Genomic DNA, 18,167 nt, shown 5'->3' on the forward strand with positions numbered 1-18,167 from the left:
ATCAGGTCCCGGTGCCAGCGTAGGACCGTCTCCGGGCATACCAGCAGCCGCAGACGGTCCAGTACGGTTCGTGGTAGCGGGTACAGCAGGGCTGCCAGCCAGGCCCGATCGGCTGGGGTGAACCGGGGCCGGGCGCCGTACAGCTGTCGCTCGAGGACCATGATCTGGTGCCGGAGCGCGAGGATCTCGGCGTCCTTGTCGCCGTCGCTCATCGGTAGCAGCCGTAGCAGCGCGAGGGCGTTGGTCACGCCGAGGTAGGCCAGTCGAAACAGCACACTCGTCATCGTCGCGCAGTGCTCGACGTAGAGCACCGTCGCGATTCAGCCGAGAGGATCCGTGTCGGCACCTGCCTCCTGGCCTCGGTGATCAAGATGACTGTGACCAGCGTGGATGAGGTTTTCGGCACCCACAGGGTCAGGAAAGGTCCGCGCGTTAGGAATTCCTTCTGTCGCGGACCGGGTCGTTCAGGCAGCGCTGAAACTGGTGCTGGAACCCATCTTCGAGGCCGATTTCCTACCGGTCTCCTACGGGTTTCGGCCCAAACGGCGGGCCCAGGACGCGATCGCCGAGATTCAACGCTTCGGCACCAAGGGTTATCTCTGGGTGCTCGACGCTGACATCGAAGGTGCCTTCGACAACGTCTCGCACAACGCCGTCATGGACGCGGTGCGGGTCCGAGTGAAGGACAAGCGGGTCCTGGCGCTGGTCAAGGCGTTCCTCAAAGCGGGCATCCTCGGCGAGGACGGCCAGCAGCGAGACACCCACACCGGCACCCCGCAGGGCGGCATCCTCTCACCGTTGATCTTTAACATCGCGTTGTCGATGCTCGATGAGCATCTGCACCGCGATTGGCAACCCGGCGGTCGGATGGATAGCCCCTATCAGCGCAAGAAACGTCGCCGGCACGGCCAGCCCAACTGGCGGATCATCCGCTACGCGGACGATTTCGCGATCGTGGTACATGGCAACGCCAACGACGCCCGCACCCTGCAGGACGAGGTGACCCGGGTGCTCGCTCGACTCGGGTTGAGGCTGTCACCGGCCAAGACCCGGATCGTGCACATGCGGGACGGGTTCGACTTTCTGGGCTTCCGCATCCAGTGGAAACGCCAGCCCGGAAGCGACAAGTGGTACGTCTACACGTTCATCGCCGCCCGGCCCATCCGGTCGGTGAAAGACAAGATTCGTGCCCTGACCCGCAGGACATCACAGGTCAACCTCCAGGACGTGCTGATCCGGCTCAACCAGATCGTGCACGGCTGGGCCAACTACTTCCGGCACGCCGTCGCGAAGCACACGTTCCGCATGCTCGGGATATTCCTCTGGCATCGCGTGATCATGTGGCTCAAGACGCTGCACCGCTGGTCGTGGAAGGACGTCCGCGCGAAGTTCCGAGGCCCTCACGGGTCCTGGCTACCGATAACCGCGGACGGGACCGAACTGATCAATCTGGCGCGGACACCCGCAATCACGCGATACCGCTACCGGGGCGACACGATCCCCAGCCCATGGACAACAGCCTGAGAACAGCCCGAAGGAAGGAACCATGGAGAGCCCGATACTCGGAAACGGGTACGTCGGGTTCGGCGAGCGGCCTGGAGAAACGGGCTGGCGGCAACGCCGGAACCGCGCTCCAGGCCGACTCAACCGGCGCGGCAGCTCCTGGCGGGGGAGTGTCGCAAGGTAGGCAGCCATCCGAGGGCCACCTCCGGGCCGTTGTCCTCCACGCCGTTGGGGCCGTCGGTGTGATTGCAGGACGACGAGTTCATCACTCGCGCCGGGGATCTGTCTGAGCACGTTGCAGGCTTTCACCGTGTCCACGACAGCGTCGAGGATCGGGCGGGCGGGTTTCGGGTTGCGGCGTCAAGTAGATGCGCGGCTGTTTCTCAGCCGGCGAAGACAGCCGGGATGTCGCGGTGCACGCCGTCGTAGAGCAGGTAGCCGTCGGCGATGTGCGCGGCAGGCAGGTCCACCACGATCACCAGGCCGGTGGCGCCGGCCTGGGCGGCTCGCTGGAGAATCCTTCGTTGGAGATCGTGATGCCGGCCGTGTCGACCTATCGCAGCTGACCGGTCAACAGCAAGCAGGGGCAGTATGACGGGGCGTGTCGGGCCGCAGGCTCGCGTCACATTGCAGTTCCGAACGTACGACTACGCCAGACAGGCACAGCGAAGAGGGGTATTCACAGGGATCCCTTCCGGGACGTCGGTCGGCCTACCCTCGTCTGATGGACGACAAGGAGGCTGCTCGGGCGGCGGTCCGCGAGTTCCTCACCACCCGCCGCGCCCGAGTCACCCCCAGCGACGCCGGCCTTCCTTCCCAAGGCCCCCGCCGTCGGGTGAAGGGCCTACGCAGGGAAGAGGTCGCGTTGCTCGCCGGGGTGAGCCCGGAATACTACGTGCGGCTCGAACGCGGCCAGGCAACCGGGCCCTCCGCCAGGGTGGTCGATGCCGTCGCTGACGTTCTGCGTCTGGACGAGGACGAACGCGCTCACCTCGACCGGCTGCTCGCCGCCCTGACCCCCGCGGCCCGCAGACGGAACCGGGGCGCGGCGAAGAACCTGGTCACCCCCGGAATCAGGGTGCTGCTGGACTCGATGGACCACCTACCCGCAATGGTCTTCAACGGCCGGTTCGACATCCTCGCGGTCAACACACTGGGGTACGCACTCCTCGCACCGATGTACGACCTGCCCGGACCGCCGAACAGCGCCCGCTTCCTGTTCCTCGAGGAGCCCAGAGCCCGGGACCTGTTCCCCGAGTGGGACCGGATGGCAGCAGACGTCGTGGCGATGTTGCGGATCGAGGCCGGCCGCCACCCCGACGACCCCGACCTGATCGAACTGATCGGACAACTCGCCACCCGCAGCATACAATTTCGGACACGCTGGGCCACCAACGACGTACGAGCCCAGCGAGCCGGCGCGAAGACTTTCCGGCATCCGCTCATCGGCGAGGTCACGCTGCCGTACGAGACGCTCCGCATCGACGCCGCCGCCGGCCAGGTACTCACCGTCTACACCCCCCGACCCGGCAGCCCCGAAGCCGACGCGATCCGCCTGCTGGCCAGCTGGAACGCCGACAACCAACGGCATGACCACTGGACCGCGGGAGCAAGTGGCCGCGACCCCGATGCTTGAATCCGTGTGTCGGTGGGCGATCACTGGTCAACGGGTCGAGTCGGACGGCGTGGCGGTAGGAGATGAGAGCGCAGTCCCCAGGCGCAGGAACCTGAGGAAGTGATGGTGTGGTGAACGCCCGGCAACCTGATCTGTGGTGCACCCTGTTCGGCGGTGTGCGGGTGTGGCGTGGTGGCGTCGAGTTGACGCTCGGGCCGCCGAAGCAACGAGCGACGTTGGGGATGCTTCTGGCGGCCGGCGGGCTACCGGTGACGGTAGGACAGCTCGTTGAGGCGTTGTGGCAGGACGAGCCGTCCGGGAGTGCGTTGAATCAGATCCACCGGTATGTGGGCGCGCTTCGCCGGACCTTCGAGCCGGTGACCGCGCGCCGGGCGGCCGGTCGGTGGTTGTTGCCAGTGGGGGCAGCGGGGTATCGGTTGGCGGCGCCCAGTGACCTGCTGCGGTTCCGGTCGTTGGTCGCGGACGCGCACCAGGCCACCCCGGTCGAGGCCACCCGGCTGCTGATCGAGGCACTGCGAGTCGCCGCGGCGCCGGCGGGCGACGAGCCGATGCGCCAGCTGCCGTTGATGGTGGCGATAGAGGACGAACGGGTTCGCGCGGCGCTTCTGGCCGTCCAGCACGGCATTGGTTCGGGTATGGCCGCCGATGTTCTTGTCGGTTTGCGTGGTGTGGCTGCCGAGCATCCGCTGGACGAACAGGTGCAGGCCGCGTTGGTGCGTTGCCTGCACGCCGCCGGACGTCCTGCGGAGTCCTTGGTGGTGTATGCCCGGATCCGTGATCGTCTTCGCGATGAACTTGGCGCCGACCCGGGCCCGGAACTCGCCGCGGCCCACCACGCCGCGCTGGCCTCGGCGCCCGAAGGCACGGCCACCCCCGCGGGCGTGGGTGTGGTGGTGTCGCCGGCACAGTTGCCCGCCCCGCCGGCGTCGTTCGCCGGTCGCCGCGCGGCGTTGGCCGCGGTCTCCGCCGGGGGAGGCCCGGTCACAGTGATCAGTGGAATGGCCGGGGTCGGCAAGACCACCCTGGCATTGCACTGGGCGCATACGCACGCCGCGGATTTCCCGGACGGTCAGCTCTACGTCAACCTGCGAGGCTTCGACGCCACCGGCCGTGTCACCGAGCCGGCCGACGCACTGCGCGACCTGCTGCGCTCGCTGGGTGTTGCCCCGGCCGCGCTGCCCGACGAAATCGAGTCGTCGGGGGCTCTGCTGCGAACGCTGCTGGCCACCCGCCAGCTGGTCCTCGTGCTCGACAACGCGCGCGACGCGCGGCAGGTGGAGCCCCTGCTGCCCGGCCGCACCGACAGCGTCGTCATCGTCACCAGCCGCAACCGCTTGGCCACCCTCGTCGCCCGTGCCAGCGCCAGCCTCGTCTATCTGGAGCCGTTCACTGACGACGAGGCGGCCCAGTTTCTGACCCAGCGCCTCGGACCGGCCCGCACCCGGGACGCCCCGGCGGCGGTGCGGCGGCTGCACGAGGCCAGTGGCGGGCTGCCGCTGGCCCTGGCCATCGTCGCGGCCCGCGGCGTGCTCAACCCGATGTTTCCCCTGGAGCTGCTGGCCAACGAGATGACCAACTCGGTGGCGCCGCTCGACCTGCTCGTCGACGACGACCGGGGGGTCGATCTGCGCGAGGTGCTCACCTGGTCATACCGCGCGCTCGCCCCGGACGCGGCGACCGCGCTACACGCGCTGGCGGTGCACCCCGGTCCGGAGATCTCGTTGGCCGCCGTGGTCAGCCTCGCCGACCTGCCGGTGGCCCGGGCCCGGGCAGCGCTGACCGCACTCACTGCCGCCAGCCTGCTCCGCGAGATCGCGCCGGACCGCTTCGCCTTGCATGACCTGGTCCGCCGCTACGCGCTGGAACAGGCGGACGCCGAGGTCCCCGGGATCGCCAACCGGCTGTTGGAGCACTACGTGCACTCGATGCGAGCGGCATACCTGCGGTACGGCAGGCCGCCGCTGGTCGAGCTGCCGGCACCCGCACCCGGGGTCGTGCCGGAGTCCCCACCCGGACTCGCGGATGCGGTCCGCTGGTACGAGCGGGAACGCGCGGTCCTACGGTCGACGGTCCGCCGGGCCGCCGACCTGGGCGCCCACCAGAGCGTCCTGCTCATCACCTTGGACTGGCGTCCGATGAGCGACAACGTGGACGCCGCGCGCGATCTGCTGCCCTACATTCGCCTCGCCCTGCACGCCGCGGCCTCGCTGGAGACCGACCACGGCAATGAGGTACCGCTCGTGCTCGTCGCGGAGTGCCATCGTTACGCGGCAGCGAAGTTCGCCCGCATCGGCGACACGGACGCCGCCCGCTTCCACTACGACGCCGCGCTGCAGCGGTTCGAACGGCTCGGCGACCTTGCCGGCCAGGCCAACACCCTGCGCAACATGGCGGTCACACTCGCCACCGACCCGAACGAACGGGTCGCCCTGGCCGCACGCGCCGTGGACACCGCGCGGCGCGGTGACGTCCCGCTGGTACTGAGCATCGCGCAGTGCGTACACGGCGAGATGCTGCGCCTTGCCGGACGAGCCCGCGACGCCTACCCGGTGATCCTTGAAGGCCTCGCCCTCGCACAGCGGCACCCCGGCGGCGACAACCTCACACCGCAGCTGCTGGCCGAATTGACCCTGTGCCACCTCGCGGCCGGTGACCTGGCCAACGCCATCACCTACGGCGAACGTGCACTGCCGGTCCTACGCCAGGTCAACAACGTCGGGGAGGAACTGCGGCTGCTTCCCGAGTACGGCGACGCCCTGCTCGCCGCCGGCTACCCGGCCCGTGCCCGCCAGGCATGGCAGCGTTACCTCAGCCTCTCCGCGACCACCGGCATCGCCGACAGCCTGGCGCACGAAGCCGGCCGCACCGCGGCCGACACTGCCCGCCTCATCCACGCGAAAGTGGCCTCCCTCCCCACCGGCTGAACCGCCCCGGTTTGTCCCAGGAATCTGTTTCGTGGGAAGGCCGCGGGCATGGGAATCGTCGGGCCGGTACCCGGCGGGCGGCTGCAGCGGGAGGTGCGTCTGGTCGAGGCGTCGAGGGCCAGCACGAGTCGGAGCGGGCGGCGATCACGCAGATTGCGGCGAAGCTCGGAATCAGTACGGCCGCGACACTGCGGAGGTGAGTGCGCCTGGCCGAGATCGAAGCGCAGGACCAGATGCGCTCCGCCGAGGTGGGTTTGACGTACAGGATGGACTCGAATTCCGGCCGTTCGGCCTAGATAGCGGCCGGTTCGGTGGCCGGGTGAAGGATCTTGGTGATCAGCCGGTAGACGCCAGCCGGTCCGGCATGGGTGTACTCGACTGCCCGGACCCTCACCCCCGGGGCGGGTGTGGCGGATGGAGCGTGGGCCGAAGGTCTCGTGAGGTAGGAACCGTCCGACAGTTGCCCGATCACCGGAAGGCGATGTCCTTACGGACCCGCCGCAGCAGGTTCGCCCCGGTCGCTGCGGTCTGCTGCCATAGCAGCGCCACCGAAGGAATCACGGTCGTCAACAGCTGCATCCCCGGCCGCGAAGAGGCGAAGACAACCCGGACGGGTGCCTGCTCGCCGGTGCGTCGCGGGCCCATTGCGGCGTCGACCTGGGAATGCGTGCCGTACCCCACGAAGGTGACCGCACGGATTTGCGGATGGCCCACCTGCTGTTCACCCCGCCCCGAACGGGGCGGCTGGCCGAAACATCCGCGCTCGCTTCCGCGTCCGGCACTTGAAGGCGTCCCGTCGATCGCGACCAGCCGCGAACTGCGGTACAACGCGCGCCCCGGTACCGGGGCGCAGCGACCGGTCGGCGCACCGTGGCGAACAACTCTGTGACCGGCTCGGCACCCAGTCGAGACCGCGCCTTGCTGATCGTCGCGGCCGACGGCACCGGCGCCCACGCCGCGCCACCACGGCCGATCAGCCCCAACACCTGACCGTACCGGGTCTCTCGGCGCACGAGCCTTCGGTTCAGAGGAGAACGCGATGTCCGCAGCTACCTGGCTGACCGAGCAGAACCGCGGTCCGTCACTTGATGAACATTTCCTGTGCATGGCCCGCTCGTAGAGTTCGCGGCTGTCTGGAACACCATCCGACCTCCAGGAGGTTCCTATGAGTCAGCCCGTGACCAACGTCGTGCTCGTGCACGGCGGGTTCGTCGACGGATCTGGCTGGCAGGGCGTCTACGACCTGCTGACGGCCGACGGCTTCCGGGTCAGCATCGTGCAGCACGCCACGTCCTCGCTCGCCGGCGACGTCGCGGCGACCCGCCGGGTCCTCGACACCCAAAACGGTCCCGCTGTGCTTGTCGGGCACTCCTACGGCGGAGTCGTCGTCTCCGAGGCCGGCACCCACGACGCTGTGGCGGCGGTGGTGTACATCGCCGCGTTCGCCCCGGACAAGGGCGAATCGGTGAGCACCCTTATCGCCGAACCGCCGCCCGGCGCGCCGGTGCCGCCGATCCTGCCGCCTGTCGACGGCTTCCTGCTGCTGGACCGTGAGCGCTTCGCCGCGTCGTTCGCCGGCGACCTGCCCCCAAACCAGGCGGCGTTCATGGCAGATTCCCAGCTCCCTTGGGGTGCCGACGCGCTCGCCGGCACCGTCTCCGCGCCCGCGTGGCGGACCAAGCCGAGCTGGTACCTGGTCGCTGCCGACGACCGCATGATCCCCCCACCTGCCCAGCGGGCAATGGCCGAACGGGCCGCCGCGACCACGGTCGAGTCCTCTGGCAGCCACGCGGTGTACGTCTCGCAGCCGGCCGCCGTCGCCGATCTGATCAAGAAGGCCGCCCAGTCGGTCAGTTAAGCGAACCACCCGTCGCAAACCCCGGTCCGCGCTCGAGGCCGGGCATCCGACGCAGCCCCACCAGGGCTTTCCGGCCCGCCAGGGCAATCGCACCGCTCCCACCGATTGATAAGGAGTGACCGTCATGTCTCGCCTGTTTCGACGTCCACTGGCCGTGCTGACCGTCGTGGTCGGCTCGATCCTCGGCGCCACAACGCTCGCCGCTACCTCGCAGGCCACCGACCGCCCCGCCGTCAAGCCCACCGTGGTGATGGTTCACGGCGGATGGGCGGACTCGTCGGGATGGAACGCCGAGATCAGATCGCTGACCGAACGCGGCTACCCGGTGATCGCGCCGGCCAACCCGCTACGCGGTCTGTCCACGGATGCTACCTACATCCGCAGCGTTCTGCAGACCATCGAGGGGCCGATCGTCCTGGTCGGACACTCGTACGGTGGCGCCGTCATCAGTAACGCCGCGGTCGGCGTGCCCAACGTAAAGGCGCTGGTCTACGTCGCAGCCTTCGCCCCCGATCAGGGCGAGTCGCTGGCCCAACTGGTGACCAGGTACCCGGGCACCGAGATCACGCCGGATGCCCTGGTCGAGAGGCCGTACCCGCTGGACGGAGGCGGCACCGACCTGTACCTCAAGGCGAGCATCTTCCGTAAGGCCTTCGCCGGCGACCTGCCGCGCGCGACGACCGATCTCATGCAGGTCACCCAGCGCCCGTTCTCCGTCGCAGCATTCACCGAAGGTTCCGGCGAGCCGGCCTGGCGGTCCGTGCCGTCCTGGTATCTCCTCGCGACCCAGGACAACGCCATCCCTCCGAAGGCGCAGGAGTTCATGGCCACCCGTGCCAATGCCCACATCACCCGGGTACGCGCGTCCCACGTGCCCATGCAATCACAGCCGCAGGCCACCACCGAGCTGATCCTCAAGGCCGCTCACGCGACCCGCCCCTGACGTGACACCAGCGCGCCGGTTGTGGTGAACCGATACATCGGCCCCGCATCGACGATGCGTGCCGCAATAAGCCCAGACACGAGATCCCCAGCCTCAAAGGAGAAACATCATGTCCACATCTACGTCATTGACCGAGCAAAACCGCGCGATCGTCCTAGGCATGTTCGCAGCGGCGAACAACGGTGACATCGATGGAGTCTTCTCGTTCCTGTCCGACGACATCACGATCATCGAACCGCCGTTCATGCCTTTTGGGAAGACCTACCACGGCAAGGACGAATTCTTCGCCCTCGCCCCGGTCTTGCGCAACTACATGGACGTTTCCTCGATCACGGTGCATTACACCATCGCCGACGGCGACCGGGTCGCGGCGTGCGTCGGCATCGCGGACGTCGCGACCGGAGAGCTGACCCGCTTCATCGAACAATTCACCATCAAGAATGGAAAGATCGTCGAGAATCGGGTGTTCTACCACGACGCCGGAACCTTGATCGACCAGCCCAAAGTCGTGTAGCACGCGCTCAACTCGCTGATCGTCCCCAACGCTTCCGCAACCGCCCAGCAGGACCAGGTGTCCGGTTAGGCGAGCGCGGCAGCGCCGACAGGGCCAAGGCCGCGTTCGGCGACGCCGCGGCCCAGTCGAGGGGTTTTCCAGTGGGGCGCCTACGTCGCGCCAGACGCCATCATCGCCCACCCGTCGCATGTCCGGTCCGCGTTCAGGGCCGGGCATCGACGCCCGCCAGACCCACCTCTCCTCGATGACGGCGCACACCAACGCCGACGGGCGACCGCGCCGCTGCGTACATCGCGACCTGGACGCCACGACCGGGAAGTTCGCCCACTTCATCGAACAATCCACCATCAAAGACAGCGAGATCATCGAGAGTCAGCTGTTCGACCACAACGCCGGCACCTTGATCGACAGCCCAAGGTCGCACAACGCCCACTCAAACTCGCTGATCGCCCTCCGCCGTCTCTTTTCCCCGAATAGTCGAACTCTCGGCGTGCTCGAAATCTCCGGGCTCCCGGGGAGGGCGACTGCGCACGCGAGGAACCCTCGCCAACCTGGATCGGACCGCCACGCGCGACGCAGAGCGGCACGATGCCCGGCGCGCCACGCAATGACCGATGACCCGACACATCGAATCCGCCCGCCTCGCCGGGTGAGAAAGAAAGCGCGTGAACAACACTCTCATTCCCTTCATCCGTGAATTCGCCAAGGCGCCAACCGTTGTCGCATCGGTGATACCGAGCGGCAAAGCCCTCGCCCGGCAGATGACATCACCGGTTCCGTCAAGGGGCCAACCGGTAGTCGTGGAACTCGGCCCTGGTACCGGTGCGTTCAGCCGGACAATTCAAGAGCGACTCGACGGGCGGGGGCGGCATGTCGCTCTCGACATCAATGAGCGTTTCACCGCCCTGTTGACCGAACGCTTCGCCGGCATCGACGCGGTCACGGCGGATGCCCGTGACGTCTCCGCCATCCTCGCCGAGCGCGGCCTCGGTCAGGCTGATGCCATCGTCAGCGGCCTGCCGTGGGCGGTGTTCCGGGAGGAACGACAGCGGGAACTGCTCGACGCCGTCGTGGACGCCTTGTCGCCACAGGGCGCCTTCACAACCTTCGCCTACGTCCATGCCCGCGGGTTCATCCCGGCTCGCCGGCTCCGCCGGTCATTGGTGGATCGGTTCGAGGAAGTCGTCCTCGGGCGGACCGTGTGGGCGAATCTGCCTCCGGCGCTGGTGTACCACTGCCGTCGTCCCCAGCAACGACAGCTGAACCACCGGATGGGCGGCATACCAGATCACGCCGAGCCGGAAGATCGATTCGGTGCCGGAGATGCCAGCGCTCGCCGCCTGCCGACCCTCACCTTCGGCCAGTGAGGCAGCAGTGGGAAACACCGATGGTCGCGGTGGGCATGTCGGCCGGAAGTGTCGCGAACCGGTGAGCCGCGTCGAGGGGACTGGGTTGGCGCCTCGCGCGAGGTCCACGAGACGCGGCGGCAGGGGTCGGCGGCTCCACGGTTGAGCTGCCAACCTGGTCGAGGTGCAAATCAATCTCGATCGTCGAACACATGAAAGCCGTTGTATGCGCCGACCGGGAGAATCGATCGATTTGACGACCGTGCGGCGACGTCGACTACCGCTGACGGTCGACCCCACCGTTGCGCAGGCGAGGCCCCGCGCCGAGCCTGCATAGCCGGCGGGATCGCGCTTGCATCGCCAGGAACCTGTCCGGCCGATCCTGAGCTCGAAGGACGCCGCGCTCACAGTTGACGGTGCCATTGACCGTCGTCACAAAGTTGTCATACAGTGGCGACGAAACGACGACCATCGATATATCCCCGGGCTGCCCGCCACAGCCCGGGAAATCGAGTCGCCCCGTCCCGAAGTGCACCCTCGAGGAGGGTCGTATGCGCCTGTCCCGATTCCGTCTGCTCACTGCCGCCGCCGTGTCCGCGACGGCGGCTGCCGCGATGGGCATGGTCGCGGTGACCGCACATGCCGCAGCCTCCGGTTGCCAGGTCACCTACGCGGTCAGTTCTCAATGGTCCAGCGGCTTCGGCGCCACGGTGAGCCTGACCAACCTGGGTGACCCGCTCACCGGTTGGACGCTCACCTGGTCCTACAGCGCCGGCCAGCAGGTCACCCAGGCCTGGAACGCCGCCGTCACCCAGAACGGAACACAGGTCACCGCACGCAACGCCTCCTGGAACGGCAACCTCGCCACCAACGCCAGCACGAGCTTCGGCTTCAATGGCTCCTGGACCGGCAGCAACCCGACGCCGACGGTCTTCGCCCTCAACGGCGTCACCTGCACCGGGAGCACCACCCCGCCGACCCCGACACCCACCACCGGACCCACCGCCGGTCCACAGCCGGCGAACTCGATGGGCTTCATCGGCTGCTCGATGGCCGAGAACGTCGCCCAGGGTTACGTGGCCGACGGGGGCAAACGCATGTGGGGCCCGTACGGGACCGGCGGCCTGGTCGTGCAGTCCTGGACCGACCCCAACTCCAACGCCTGGCAGAAGTTCGACCAGCAGGTGGGCAGGTTCGGTCGGCCGACGGCCGTCTGGGTGCAGATCTGCATCTTCGCCGCGAACGGGGCGACCTACGACGAGGTCAAGCGGCTCATCGCCAACGCCCGCCAGCACGCGGCTGCCGGCGCCACGATCTACATCTCCGGTCAGCCGCTCTACGACGCCGGCCAAACCTGCTCCCTGGCCGGTGCCAACGGCCCGCAACTGACCGACACCCTCGCCCAGCAGGCGGGATCCGACGCGACGCAGAACGTGACTTACCCCGGCCAGTTCCGGCTCCGCACCGGCGAGGTCGCTGACGGTTGCCACGCCAACACCGCTGGCCAGGCATCACTCGGCAGGCAGGCCCTCGCCTTCTGGGGCTAGCCCGTGATCACGACTCGCGGCCGCCCGGTTTGTCAGCCGGGCGGTCCGGGCCGGCCAGATCGAGGCTGCTGCGCAGCCTGACCGGCCGGAGGGCGATTGCGGCGATGACGCCGACGACGGCGACAGCGGCGGAGATCAGGAAGACGGTACCGGTCGCGTCACCGTACGCGGCATGCACGATCGCTTGGACGGAAGGGGGAAGCGTGTCCGCGTCGAGCGACTGACCGTCCGGGATCGGGTGGCCCGCAGCGGCGAGGTCGGTGTGCAGGCGCTCGCTGACCTGGCGAGCGAGGATCGCGCCCAGCACCGATACGCCGATCGTGCCACCGAGCGAGCGGAAGAAGGCGACTGTGGAGCTGGCGGCGCCGACGTCCTTGAGCGGCACCGCGTTCTGCACCACGAGAACGAAGTTCTGCATGGTCATGCCCACGCCGGCGCCGACGCACAGCATGGCTACACCCAGCAGCGCCAGCGGCGTGCGATGGTCGGTCAGGCCGAGGCCTGCGAGCCCCGTGGCGAGCAGCACCGCGCCGGTGACGAGGAACCGTTTGACGCGTCCGGTGCGGGTGATCAGCCGGCCCGCGACGATCGAGGCGACCAGGATGCCCGCCATCATCGGAATGGTCAGCAGGCCGGCGACGGTGGGGGAGTAGCCCCGGCCGAGCTGGAAATACTGGGCCAGGAAGACCGCGGCGCCGTACATCGCCGTCCCGGCGGCGAGGCTGCCGACAATGGCCAGAGCTGTGGTGCGCTGCCGCACGATGCCGAGCGGTATGACGGGCTCCGCGGCTCGTGTCTCGACCCATCCGGTCAGGGCGAGCAGGGCCGCCGCTCCGCCGAGCATGGCCGCGCTCTGCCAGGATGTCCAGGCGAACGCGTCGCCGGCGAACGAGATCCAGATCAGCAGCAGCCCGGCGCCGGCGGTGATACCGGTCGCTCCCAGGTAGTCGATTTTCACCCCTTCCCGGGGCACCACCGGCAGGCGCAGCGTCGCCTGCAGGACGATGAGCGCCAAGCCGGCGACCGGGATGCCGATGAAGAAACACCATCGCCAGCCCAGCCACGAGGTGTCCACGATGATCCCGCCCAGCAGCGGGCCGCCGATCGTCGACAGCGCCGTGGTGCTGCTGAGGTAGCCGCTGTATCGGCCGCGTTCCCGTGGCGCGATCATCGTCGCGATCGCGATCTGTGCCAGGGCCTGCAGGCCGCCGACGCCGATGCCCTGGAACGCCCGTGCGGCGATCAGCTGGCCGGCGGACTGACTCAGGCCCGCGGCGAGCGATCCCGCGACGAACACGACGATGGCGACCTGGATCAGGCGCTTCTTGCTGTACAGGTCGGCGAGCTTGCCCCAGATCGGTGTCGAGGCGGTCGCGGTCAGCAGGGCGGCGGTGACCACCCAGGTGTACTGGGCCGGCGAACCGTGCAGCCGGCCGAGCATCTCGGGCAACGCGGTCGAGATTACCGTGCCGCTCAGCGTGGCGACGAACAGCGCCAGCAGCAGGCCGCTGAGCGCGGCGAGCACCTGCCGCGGCGGTCGAGTCATCGCCTTCGTGGCGGCCGCGGACTCCGCTAGCATCTGATCACGCCAACTTCCTCTTACGGCGCTTCCGCACGGCCTCGCCGACCAGCGGGACGATCGAGACCAGCGCGATAGCGAACAGCATCAGCAGCAGCACGGTGTCAACGTTGGCGGCTACCCACGGGATCTGGCCGAGGAGCCCGCCCAGCAGGGTCACGCCGGTGGCCCACAACACGGCGCCGATCATCGAGTAGTGGAAGAACTTCCGACGGTCCATGCCCCCGACGCCGGCAACCATCGTGATCAGCGTGCGGCCCAGCGGGATGAACCGGGCCAGGATGATCGCGCGAGGACCGTGATTGTCGAAGAACCGCCGCGTCTTGTCGACCTGGCCCTGGTGCAGCAACCTGCCGTTCGGTCGGTTGAACAGCGGCGGCCCGATCTTCGCACCGATCCAGTAGCCGCAGATGTTGCCGAGGACCGCGGCCGCGGTCACGGCCACGCAGACGAGCCACAGTTCGGTGTTGATGGCGCCGGTGGCGGCGAGCAGGCCCGCGGTGAACAGCGTGGGGTCGCCGGGCAACACGACACCGATCAGCAGCCCACACTCGGCGAAGATGATCAGAAACACTCCGACCAGTACGAACGGTCCGAACCAGTGGAGTATGGCTACGACATCGAACATCGACACAGCCTTTGTTCGGGGGACCTGCGGGTGTGGCTACCCGGCAATGGGCCCGAGGGAATGGGTGCGCGCAACGAGCTACGTCGTGGGAGATTTCGGCTTGGCGGCGACGACCCGCATCAGCGCGGCGATCTCCTCGCGGGGATTCGCGGGGATGGTGTAGCCGGCCTCGTCGCGGATCTCGGCCAGGTGTTCCCGGACGTCCTCGATGGACAATGCCGGGTGGAAGTAGCCTGCGGTCCGCCCAATGAAGAAGCGGGCGACCTGGCCTGCCCCGGTGGTATAGATCTCGCCGGTGACCGGGCACTCCTCATGGCCGAGAAAGGCCACGACGGGCGAGACCAGAGCGGGATCGAGCCTGTCGACGACGGCATTCATCAGAGCCGCGGCGGCACCGTCCACGTCCGCCAGGGACTCGGTGAGCATGCGCGTGGCAGCGATCGGGGCGATGGCGTTGACCCTGATGTTGTGCTCGGCGCCCTCCAGGGCGAGAGCGCGCGTGAAACCGACCACGCCCGCCTTGGCCGCACCGTAATTGCTTTTGCGGGGGGTGCCGAGCAACCCGGCCGCCGAGGTCGTGTTGACCACGCGGCCGTAACCCTGATCCCGCATGACCCGCCAGGCTGGCCCGGTCACGTGGAACATCGCCTTGAGGTGCACGTCGATGACCGGGTCGAGCAGGTCGGGGGTGATGTCCTCGAACGGTGCGTCGCGCAGGATGCCCGCGTTGTTGACCAGGACGTCGACTCGGCCGTAGGCGTCGAGCGCGGTGCGGACGATCGCCGCACCGCCGGCCGGGGTGGCGACGGTGTTGGTGTCCGCGACCGCTTCGCCACCGCGGTCGCGGATCTCCCGGACGACGGTTTCGGCAGGACCGCTGTCCCACCCGCTGCCGGATGTCGAGCCGCCGATGTCATTGACCACCACGCTCGCGCCTCGGGCGGCGAGCAGCAACGCGTGCTGCCTACCGAGCCCGTTGCCCGCGCCGGTGACGATAGCGACCTTGCCGTCGAATCTCAGGTCGGTCACGATACTCACCAGCCGACCGGCAGCGCGTGGACGCCGTAGATGCTCATGTCGCCGCGGAAGCGCAGTTCTTCCACCGGCACCGCCAACCGCAGTCCGGGTAGCCGGCGCAACAGCGTGGGCAGGGCGATCTGAAGCTCGGCGCGGGCCAGCGTCTGGCCGATGCACTGGTGTACGCCATAACCGAAAGCGATATGGCCGCGCACCGAGCGGTCGAGATCGAGGATCTCCGGCCGCTCGGCGAAGCCGGGGTCCCAGTTGCCGGCCGGCAGATTCATGATCAGGCCTTCGCCGGCCTTGACGAGTTGCCCACCGATCTCGACGTCCTCGGTGGCGACGCGGGCGACCAGGCTGTGCACGATCGTCAGGTACCGCAGCAGTTCCTCGACCGCGTTCGCGATCACGTCCGGGTCGTCGGTGTCCCGGATGCGGGCCAGGGCCTCGGGATTCTCCAGCAGCGCCACCGTGCCGAGGGCGATCATGTTGGCGGTGGTCTCGTGGCCGGCGTTGAGCAGGATGATCCCGTTCATGGCCGCCGTCTCACGGCGCAGCTCGCCGGTCTGGACGTGCTCGCGGATCAGCCGGCTGATCAGGTCGTCGCCCGGTTCGCGTTCCTTGCGTGCCACCAGCTCCATCATGTAGCCGAAGAACTGCCCGGAGGCCTTCGCCTTCTCCTGCTGGGTGGCGGACATGTTCATCATGGTGCTGGTGATGGCCTGGAAGATGCCATGGTCGGTGTAGGGCACCCCGAGCAGCAGGGAGATCACGAGCGACGGGATCGGCAGCGCGTAGTCCTGGACGAGGTCCGCCGGCTGTCCTTTGGCGACCATCGTGTCGATGAAGTCGTTGGCCATGTCCTCGATCTGGGGGCGCATGGCGTTGATGCGCCTGACAGTGAAGTCCTTGGTGAGCATGCGGCGCAGTCGGGCGTGCTCCGGGTCGTCCATGCGCGGAAAGACCTCGGGAGCGTTGGGACCCTCGTGGTTTCCGTTGCCCTGCAACACGCCGAGGGTCCGCGCGCTGATTCGCGGGTGCGTCATGGCGGTCTTGATGTCCTCGTACCGGTTCACCGCCCAGACCGTGTGGCCTTGCCAGTTCACCTGGCGCAGGCCGTCATCCTCGCGCCAGCGCGTGTATTCGGCGGGTGGATTGAAGGGGCAGCGGGCATCGCGTTCGCCGGGAAGAACCGGCAGGTCGGGGGTGACGCTCATGGGAAACCTCCTGGGGTTAGGCGGCCGTCGAGTCGTTGACCGCGGTGGTCCACGGGGTGCGGGTCGCGATAAGGGCGCGCCAGGCGCGCAGGATCTTGGGCGACGTGCCGGCGGCGAGCACGCCGACCAAGCGGTCGTTCTTCCGGTACGCGACGAGCAGCCGACGGTCGGCCGGGTCGGCGTCGAGGACGAGTGCCTCGTCGTGGTCGCGGAGGCAGCCATACGCCTGGAACCTGGTGTCGTACTGGTCGGACCAGAAGTACGGCACCGGGGCGAACGGTTTCCGCGCCTGCGGATTGAGCAGGTTGCGGGCGACGGCCAGACCCTGCTCGGTGGCGTTGGTGCGGTGCTCGACCCGCATCGCGGTGCCGAACAGCGGGTTGTACCAGCGGGCCACGTCGCCGACTCCGTACACGCCGTCGGCGGCGGCGCAGTATTCGTCGCACCCGACGCCGTCGTGGTCGGCGAGGCCGCTTCCGGCGAGCCACTCGGTGTTGGGCTTGGAGCCGATCGCCACCAGCACGTCATCGGCCGGCACGAGGGGTCCGTCCGCGAGCCGTACCCCGGCCACCGTCCCCCCGGCATGGACGATCTCGGTGACCGCCGCGTGGGTGTGGATGTGGACGCCGTGCTGCTGGTGGAGGCTGGTCAGGAACCTGCCCGCCGCCTCGCCGACGGCCAGGGCCAACGGCATCGGACCTGACTCCAGTAACGTCACCCGCACCCCGAGGCCGCGGGCGGTGGCGGCCACCTCGGCGCCGACGAAGCCCGCACCGACGATCACCAGGTGCCGCCCCGGCCGCAGCCGGTCCTTCAGGGCCAGGGAGTCCGGCAGGCTGCGCAGCGTGTGCACCCCGGTGACGCCGTCGGTGCCGGGCAGGCGCCGGGCGCGGACGCCGGTCGCGACGACCAGGGCGTCGTACGGCACGCGCGTGTCGTCGGCCAGCGTCACAACCTGCCGCGCCAGGTCCAGCGCGCTCGCCGGTACGCCGAGGCTCAGATCCAGCCCCAGCGCGCGGATGTCGGCCTCCGAGCGGAGGGCAAGCCGGCTCGACGTCCACTGACCGGACAGCAGTTGCTTGGATAGCGGCGGACGATCGTAGGGCATCCGCGGCTCGTCGCCGACGAGCATGATCGTGCCCTCGTGTCCCGCCCGGCGCAGCGCCTCCACCACGGACAACCCACCGGCCGCCGCCCCGACGACCAGGATCCGGTGCACTACTCGGCCACGTGGATGGCCGCCGCCGGGCAGACCATGGCCGACTCGCGGACCGCGTCGTGTAGCTCCGGCCGCGGCGTCTCGTCGAGCAGCACCACGACGCCGTCCTCCTCGCGCTGGTCGAACACCTGCGGCGCGAGCAACACGCACTGACCGGCGGCTACGCACTTGTCGGTGGCAACGGTCACCTTCATGAGCCCTCCCGAACCATCAAATGGCAGTCGACTGCCAAT

At 68.5% G+C, this 18,167-nt stretch carries 16 protein-coding genes and 1 pseudogene; 8 read left to right on the plus strand and 9 right to left on the minus strand.

The features are described from left to right. Window positions 1-275: pseudogene (locus DMB66_RS38810) on the minus strand (integrase); the annotation flags it as partial. A 115-nt stretch (window positions 276-390) separates the two neighbouring features. Here DMB66_RS38810 and ltrA point away from each other — a divergent pair. The 3 genes from ltrA (at window position 391) to DMB66_RS38825 (ending at window position 6,063) form a co-directional block, all read left to right on the plus strand. Then, on the plus strand, window positions 391-1,524 hold the full coding sequence (gene ltrA, locus DMB66_RS38815; RefSeq protein WP_125809123.1) for a group II intron reverse transcriptase/maturase: 1,134 nt from the start codon (window positions 391-393) through the stop codon (window positions 1,522-1,524). A gap of 703 nt (window positions 1,525-2,227) precedes the next feature. Next, window positions 2,228-3,139: a helix-turn-helix domain-containing protein gene (locus DMB66_RS38820; protein WP_125809124.1), complete on the plus strand. Its 912-nt coding sequence runs from the start codon at window positions 2,228-2,230 to the stop codon at window positions 3,137-3,139. A 107-nt stretch (window positions 3,140-3,246) separates the two neighbouring features. Further along, window positions 3,247-6,063 (plus strand): BTAD domain-containing putative transcriptional regulator, encoded by a 2,817-nt coding sequence (locus DMB66_RS38825; protein ID WP_125809125.1) that lies wholly within the window; start codon window positions 3,247-3,249, stop codon window positions 6,061-6,063. Between the two features lie 468 nt (window positions 6,064-6,531). On the opposite strand, the gene DMB66_RS64410 is transcribed toward DMB66_RS38825, so the two are convergent. Further along, window positions 6,532-6,777 (minus strand): hypothetical protein, encoded by a 246-nt coding sequence (locus DMB66_RS64410; RefSeq protein WP_233625146.1) that lies wholly within the window; start codon window positions 6,775-6,777, stop codon window positions 6,532-6,534. Between the two features lie 451 nt (window positions 6,778-7,228). On the opposite strand from DMB66_RS64410, the gene DMB66_RS38835 reads away from it, so the two are divergent. From DMB66_RS38835 to DMB66_RS38845, 3 genes are all read left to right on the plus strand, one after another. Next, a complete protein-coding gene (locus DMB66_RS38835) occupies window positions 7,229-7,921 on the plus strand; it encodes an alpha/beta fold hydrolase (RefSeq protein WP_125809126.1) in 693 nt (230 codons plus the stop codon). Window positions 7,922-8,045: 124 nt separating this feature from the next. Next, window positions 8,046-8,864, plus strand: coding sequence for an alpha/beta fold hydrolase (locus DMB66_RS38840; protein WP_125809127.1), 819 nt, complete (start codon window positions 8,046-8,048; stop codon window positions 8,862-8,864). Between the two features lie 109 nt (window positions 8,865-8,973). Continuing rightward, window positions 8,974-9,378 (plus strand): nuclear transport factor 2 family protein, encoded by a 405-nt coding sequence (locus DMB66_RS38845; RefSeq protein WP_125809128.1) that lies wholly within the window; start codon window positions 8,974-8,976, stop codon window positions 9,376-9,378. A 202-nt stretch (window positions 9,379-9,580) separates the two neighbouring features. On the opposite strand, the gene DMB66_RS38850 is transcribed toward DMB66_RS38845, so the two are convergent. After that, window positions 9,581-9,766 carry a hypothetical protein gene (locus DMB66_RS38850; RefSeq protein ID WP_125809129.1) on the minus strand — a complete coding sequence of 62 codons (186 nt, stop codon included), beginning with the start codon at window positions 9,764-9,766 and terminating at the stop codon, window positions 9,581-9,583. A gap of 277 nt (window positions 9,767-10,043) precedes the next feature. Between DMB66_RS38850 and DMB66_RS38855 the strand changes: the two genes are divergently transcribed. Further along, entirely contained in the window at window positions 10,044-10,745 is a 702-nt protein-coding gene (locus DMB66_RS38855; RefSeq protein WP_233625147.1) for a class I SAM-dependent methyltransferase, read from the plus strand. Window positions 10,746-11,275: 530 nt separating this feature from the next. Next, window positions 11,276-12,271, plus strand: coding sequence for a cellulose-binding domain-containing protein (locus DMB66_RS66165; protein ID WP_199752880.1), 996 nt, complete (start codon window positions 11,276-11,278; stop codon window positions 12,269-12,271). Window positions 12,272-12,278: 7 nt separating this feature from the next. On the opposite strand, the gene DMB66_RS38865 is transcribed toward DMB66_RS66165, so the two are convergent. The 6 genes from DMB66_RS38865 to DMB66_RS38890 all read right to left on the minus strand — a co-directional run bounded on the left by DMB66_RS38865 (window position 12,279) and on the right by DMB66_RS38890 (window position 18,128). Further along, a complete protein-coding gene (locus DMB66_RS38865) occupies window positions 12,279-13,850 on the minus strand; it encodes an MDR family MFS transporter (protein WP_233625148.1) in 1,572 nt (523 codons plus the stop codon). A 4-nt stretch (window positions 13,851-13,854) separates the two neighbouring features. After that, window positions 13,855-14,478, minus strand: a complete 624-nt coding sequence (locus tag DMB66_RS38870; RefSeq protein ID WP_125809130.1) for a DedA family protein — start codon at window positions 14,476-14,478, stop codon at window positions 13,855-13,857. Between the two features lie 78 nt (window positions 14,479-14,556). Further along, the gene (locus DMB66_RS38875) at window positions 14,557-15,507 is read right to left on the minus strand and encodes an SDR family NAD(P)-dependent oxidoreductase (protein WP_125809131.1); all 951 of its coding nucleotides are present in this window, start codon (window positions 15,505-15,507) and stop codon (window positions 14,557-14,559) included. A gap of 5 nt (window positions 15,508-15,512) precedes the next feature. Continuing rightward, window positions 15,513-16,715, minus strand: coding sequence for a cytochrome P450 (locus DMB66_RS38880; RefSeq protein ID WP_125809132.1), 1,203 nt, complete (start codon window positions 16,713-16,715; stop codon window positions 15,513-15,515). A gap of 16 nt (window positions 16,716-16,731) precedes the next feature. Further along, on the minus strand, window positions 16,732-17,934 hold the full coding sequence (locus DMB66_RS38885; protein WP_199752881.1) for an NAD(P)/FAD-dependent oxidoreductase: 1,203 nt from the start codon (window positions 17,932-17,934) through the stop codon (window positions 16,732-16,734). Continuing rightward, window positions 17,934-18,128, minus strand: coding sequence for a ferredoxin (locus DMB66_RS38890; protein ID WP_125809133.1), 195 nt, complete (start codon window positions 18,126-18,128; stop codon window positions 17,934-17,936). The genes DMB66_RS38885 and DMB66_RS38890 overlap by 1 nt, the downstream gene beginning before the upstream one ends. Between the last annotated feature and the right edge of the window lie 39 nt (window positions 18,129-18,167).

The organism is Actinoplanes sp. ATCC 53533 (assembly GCF_003947245.1).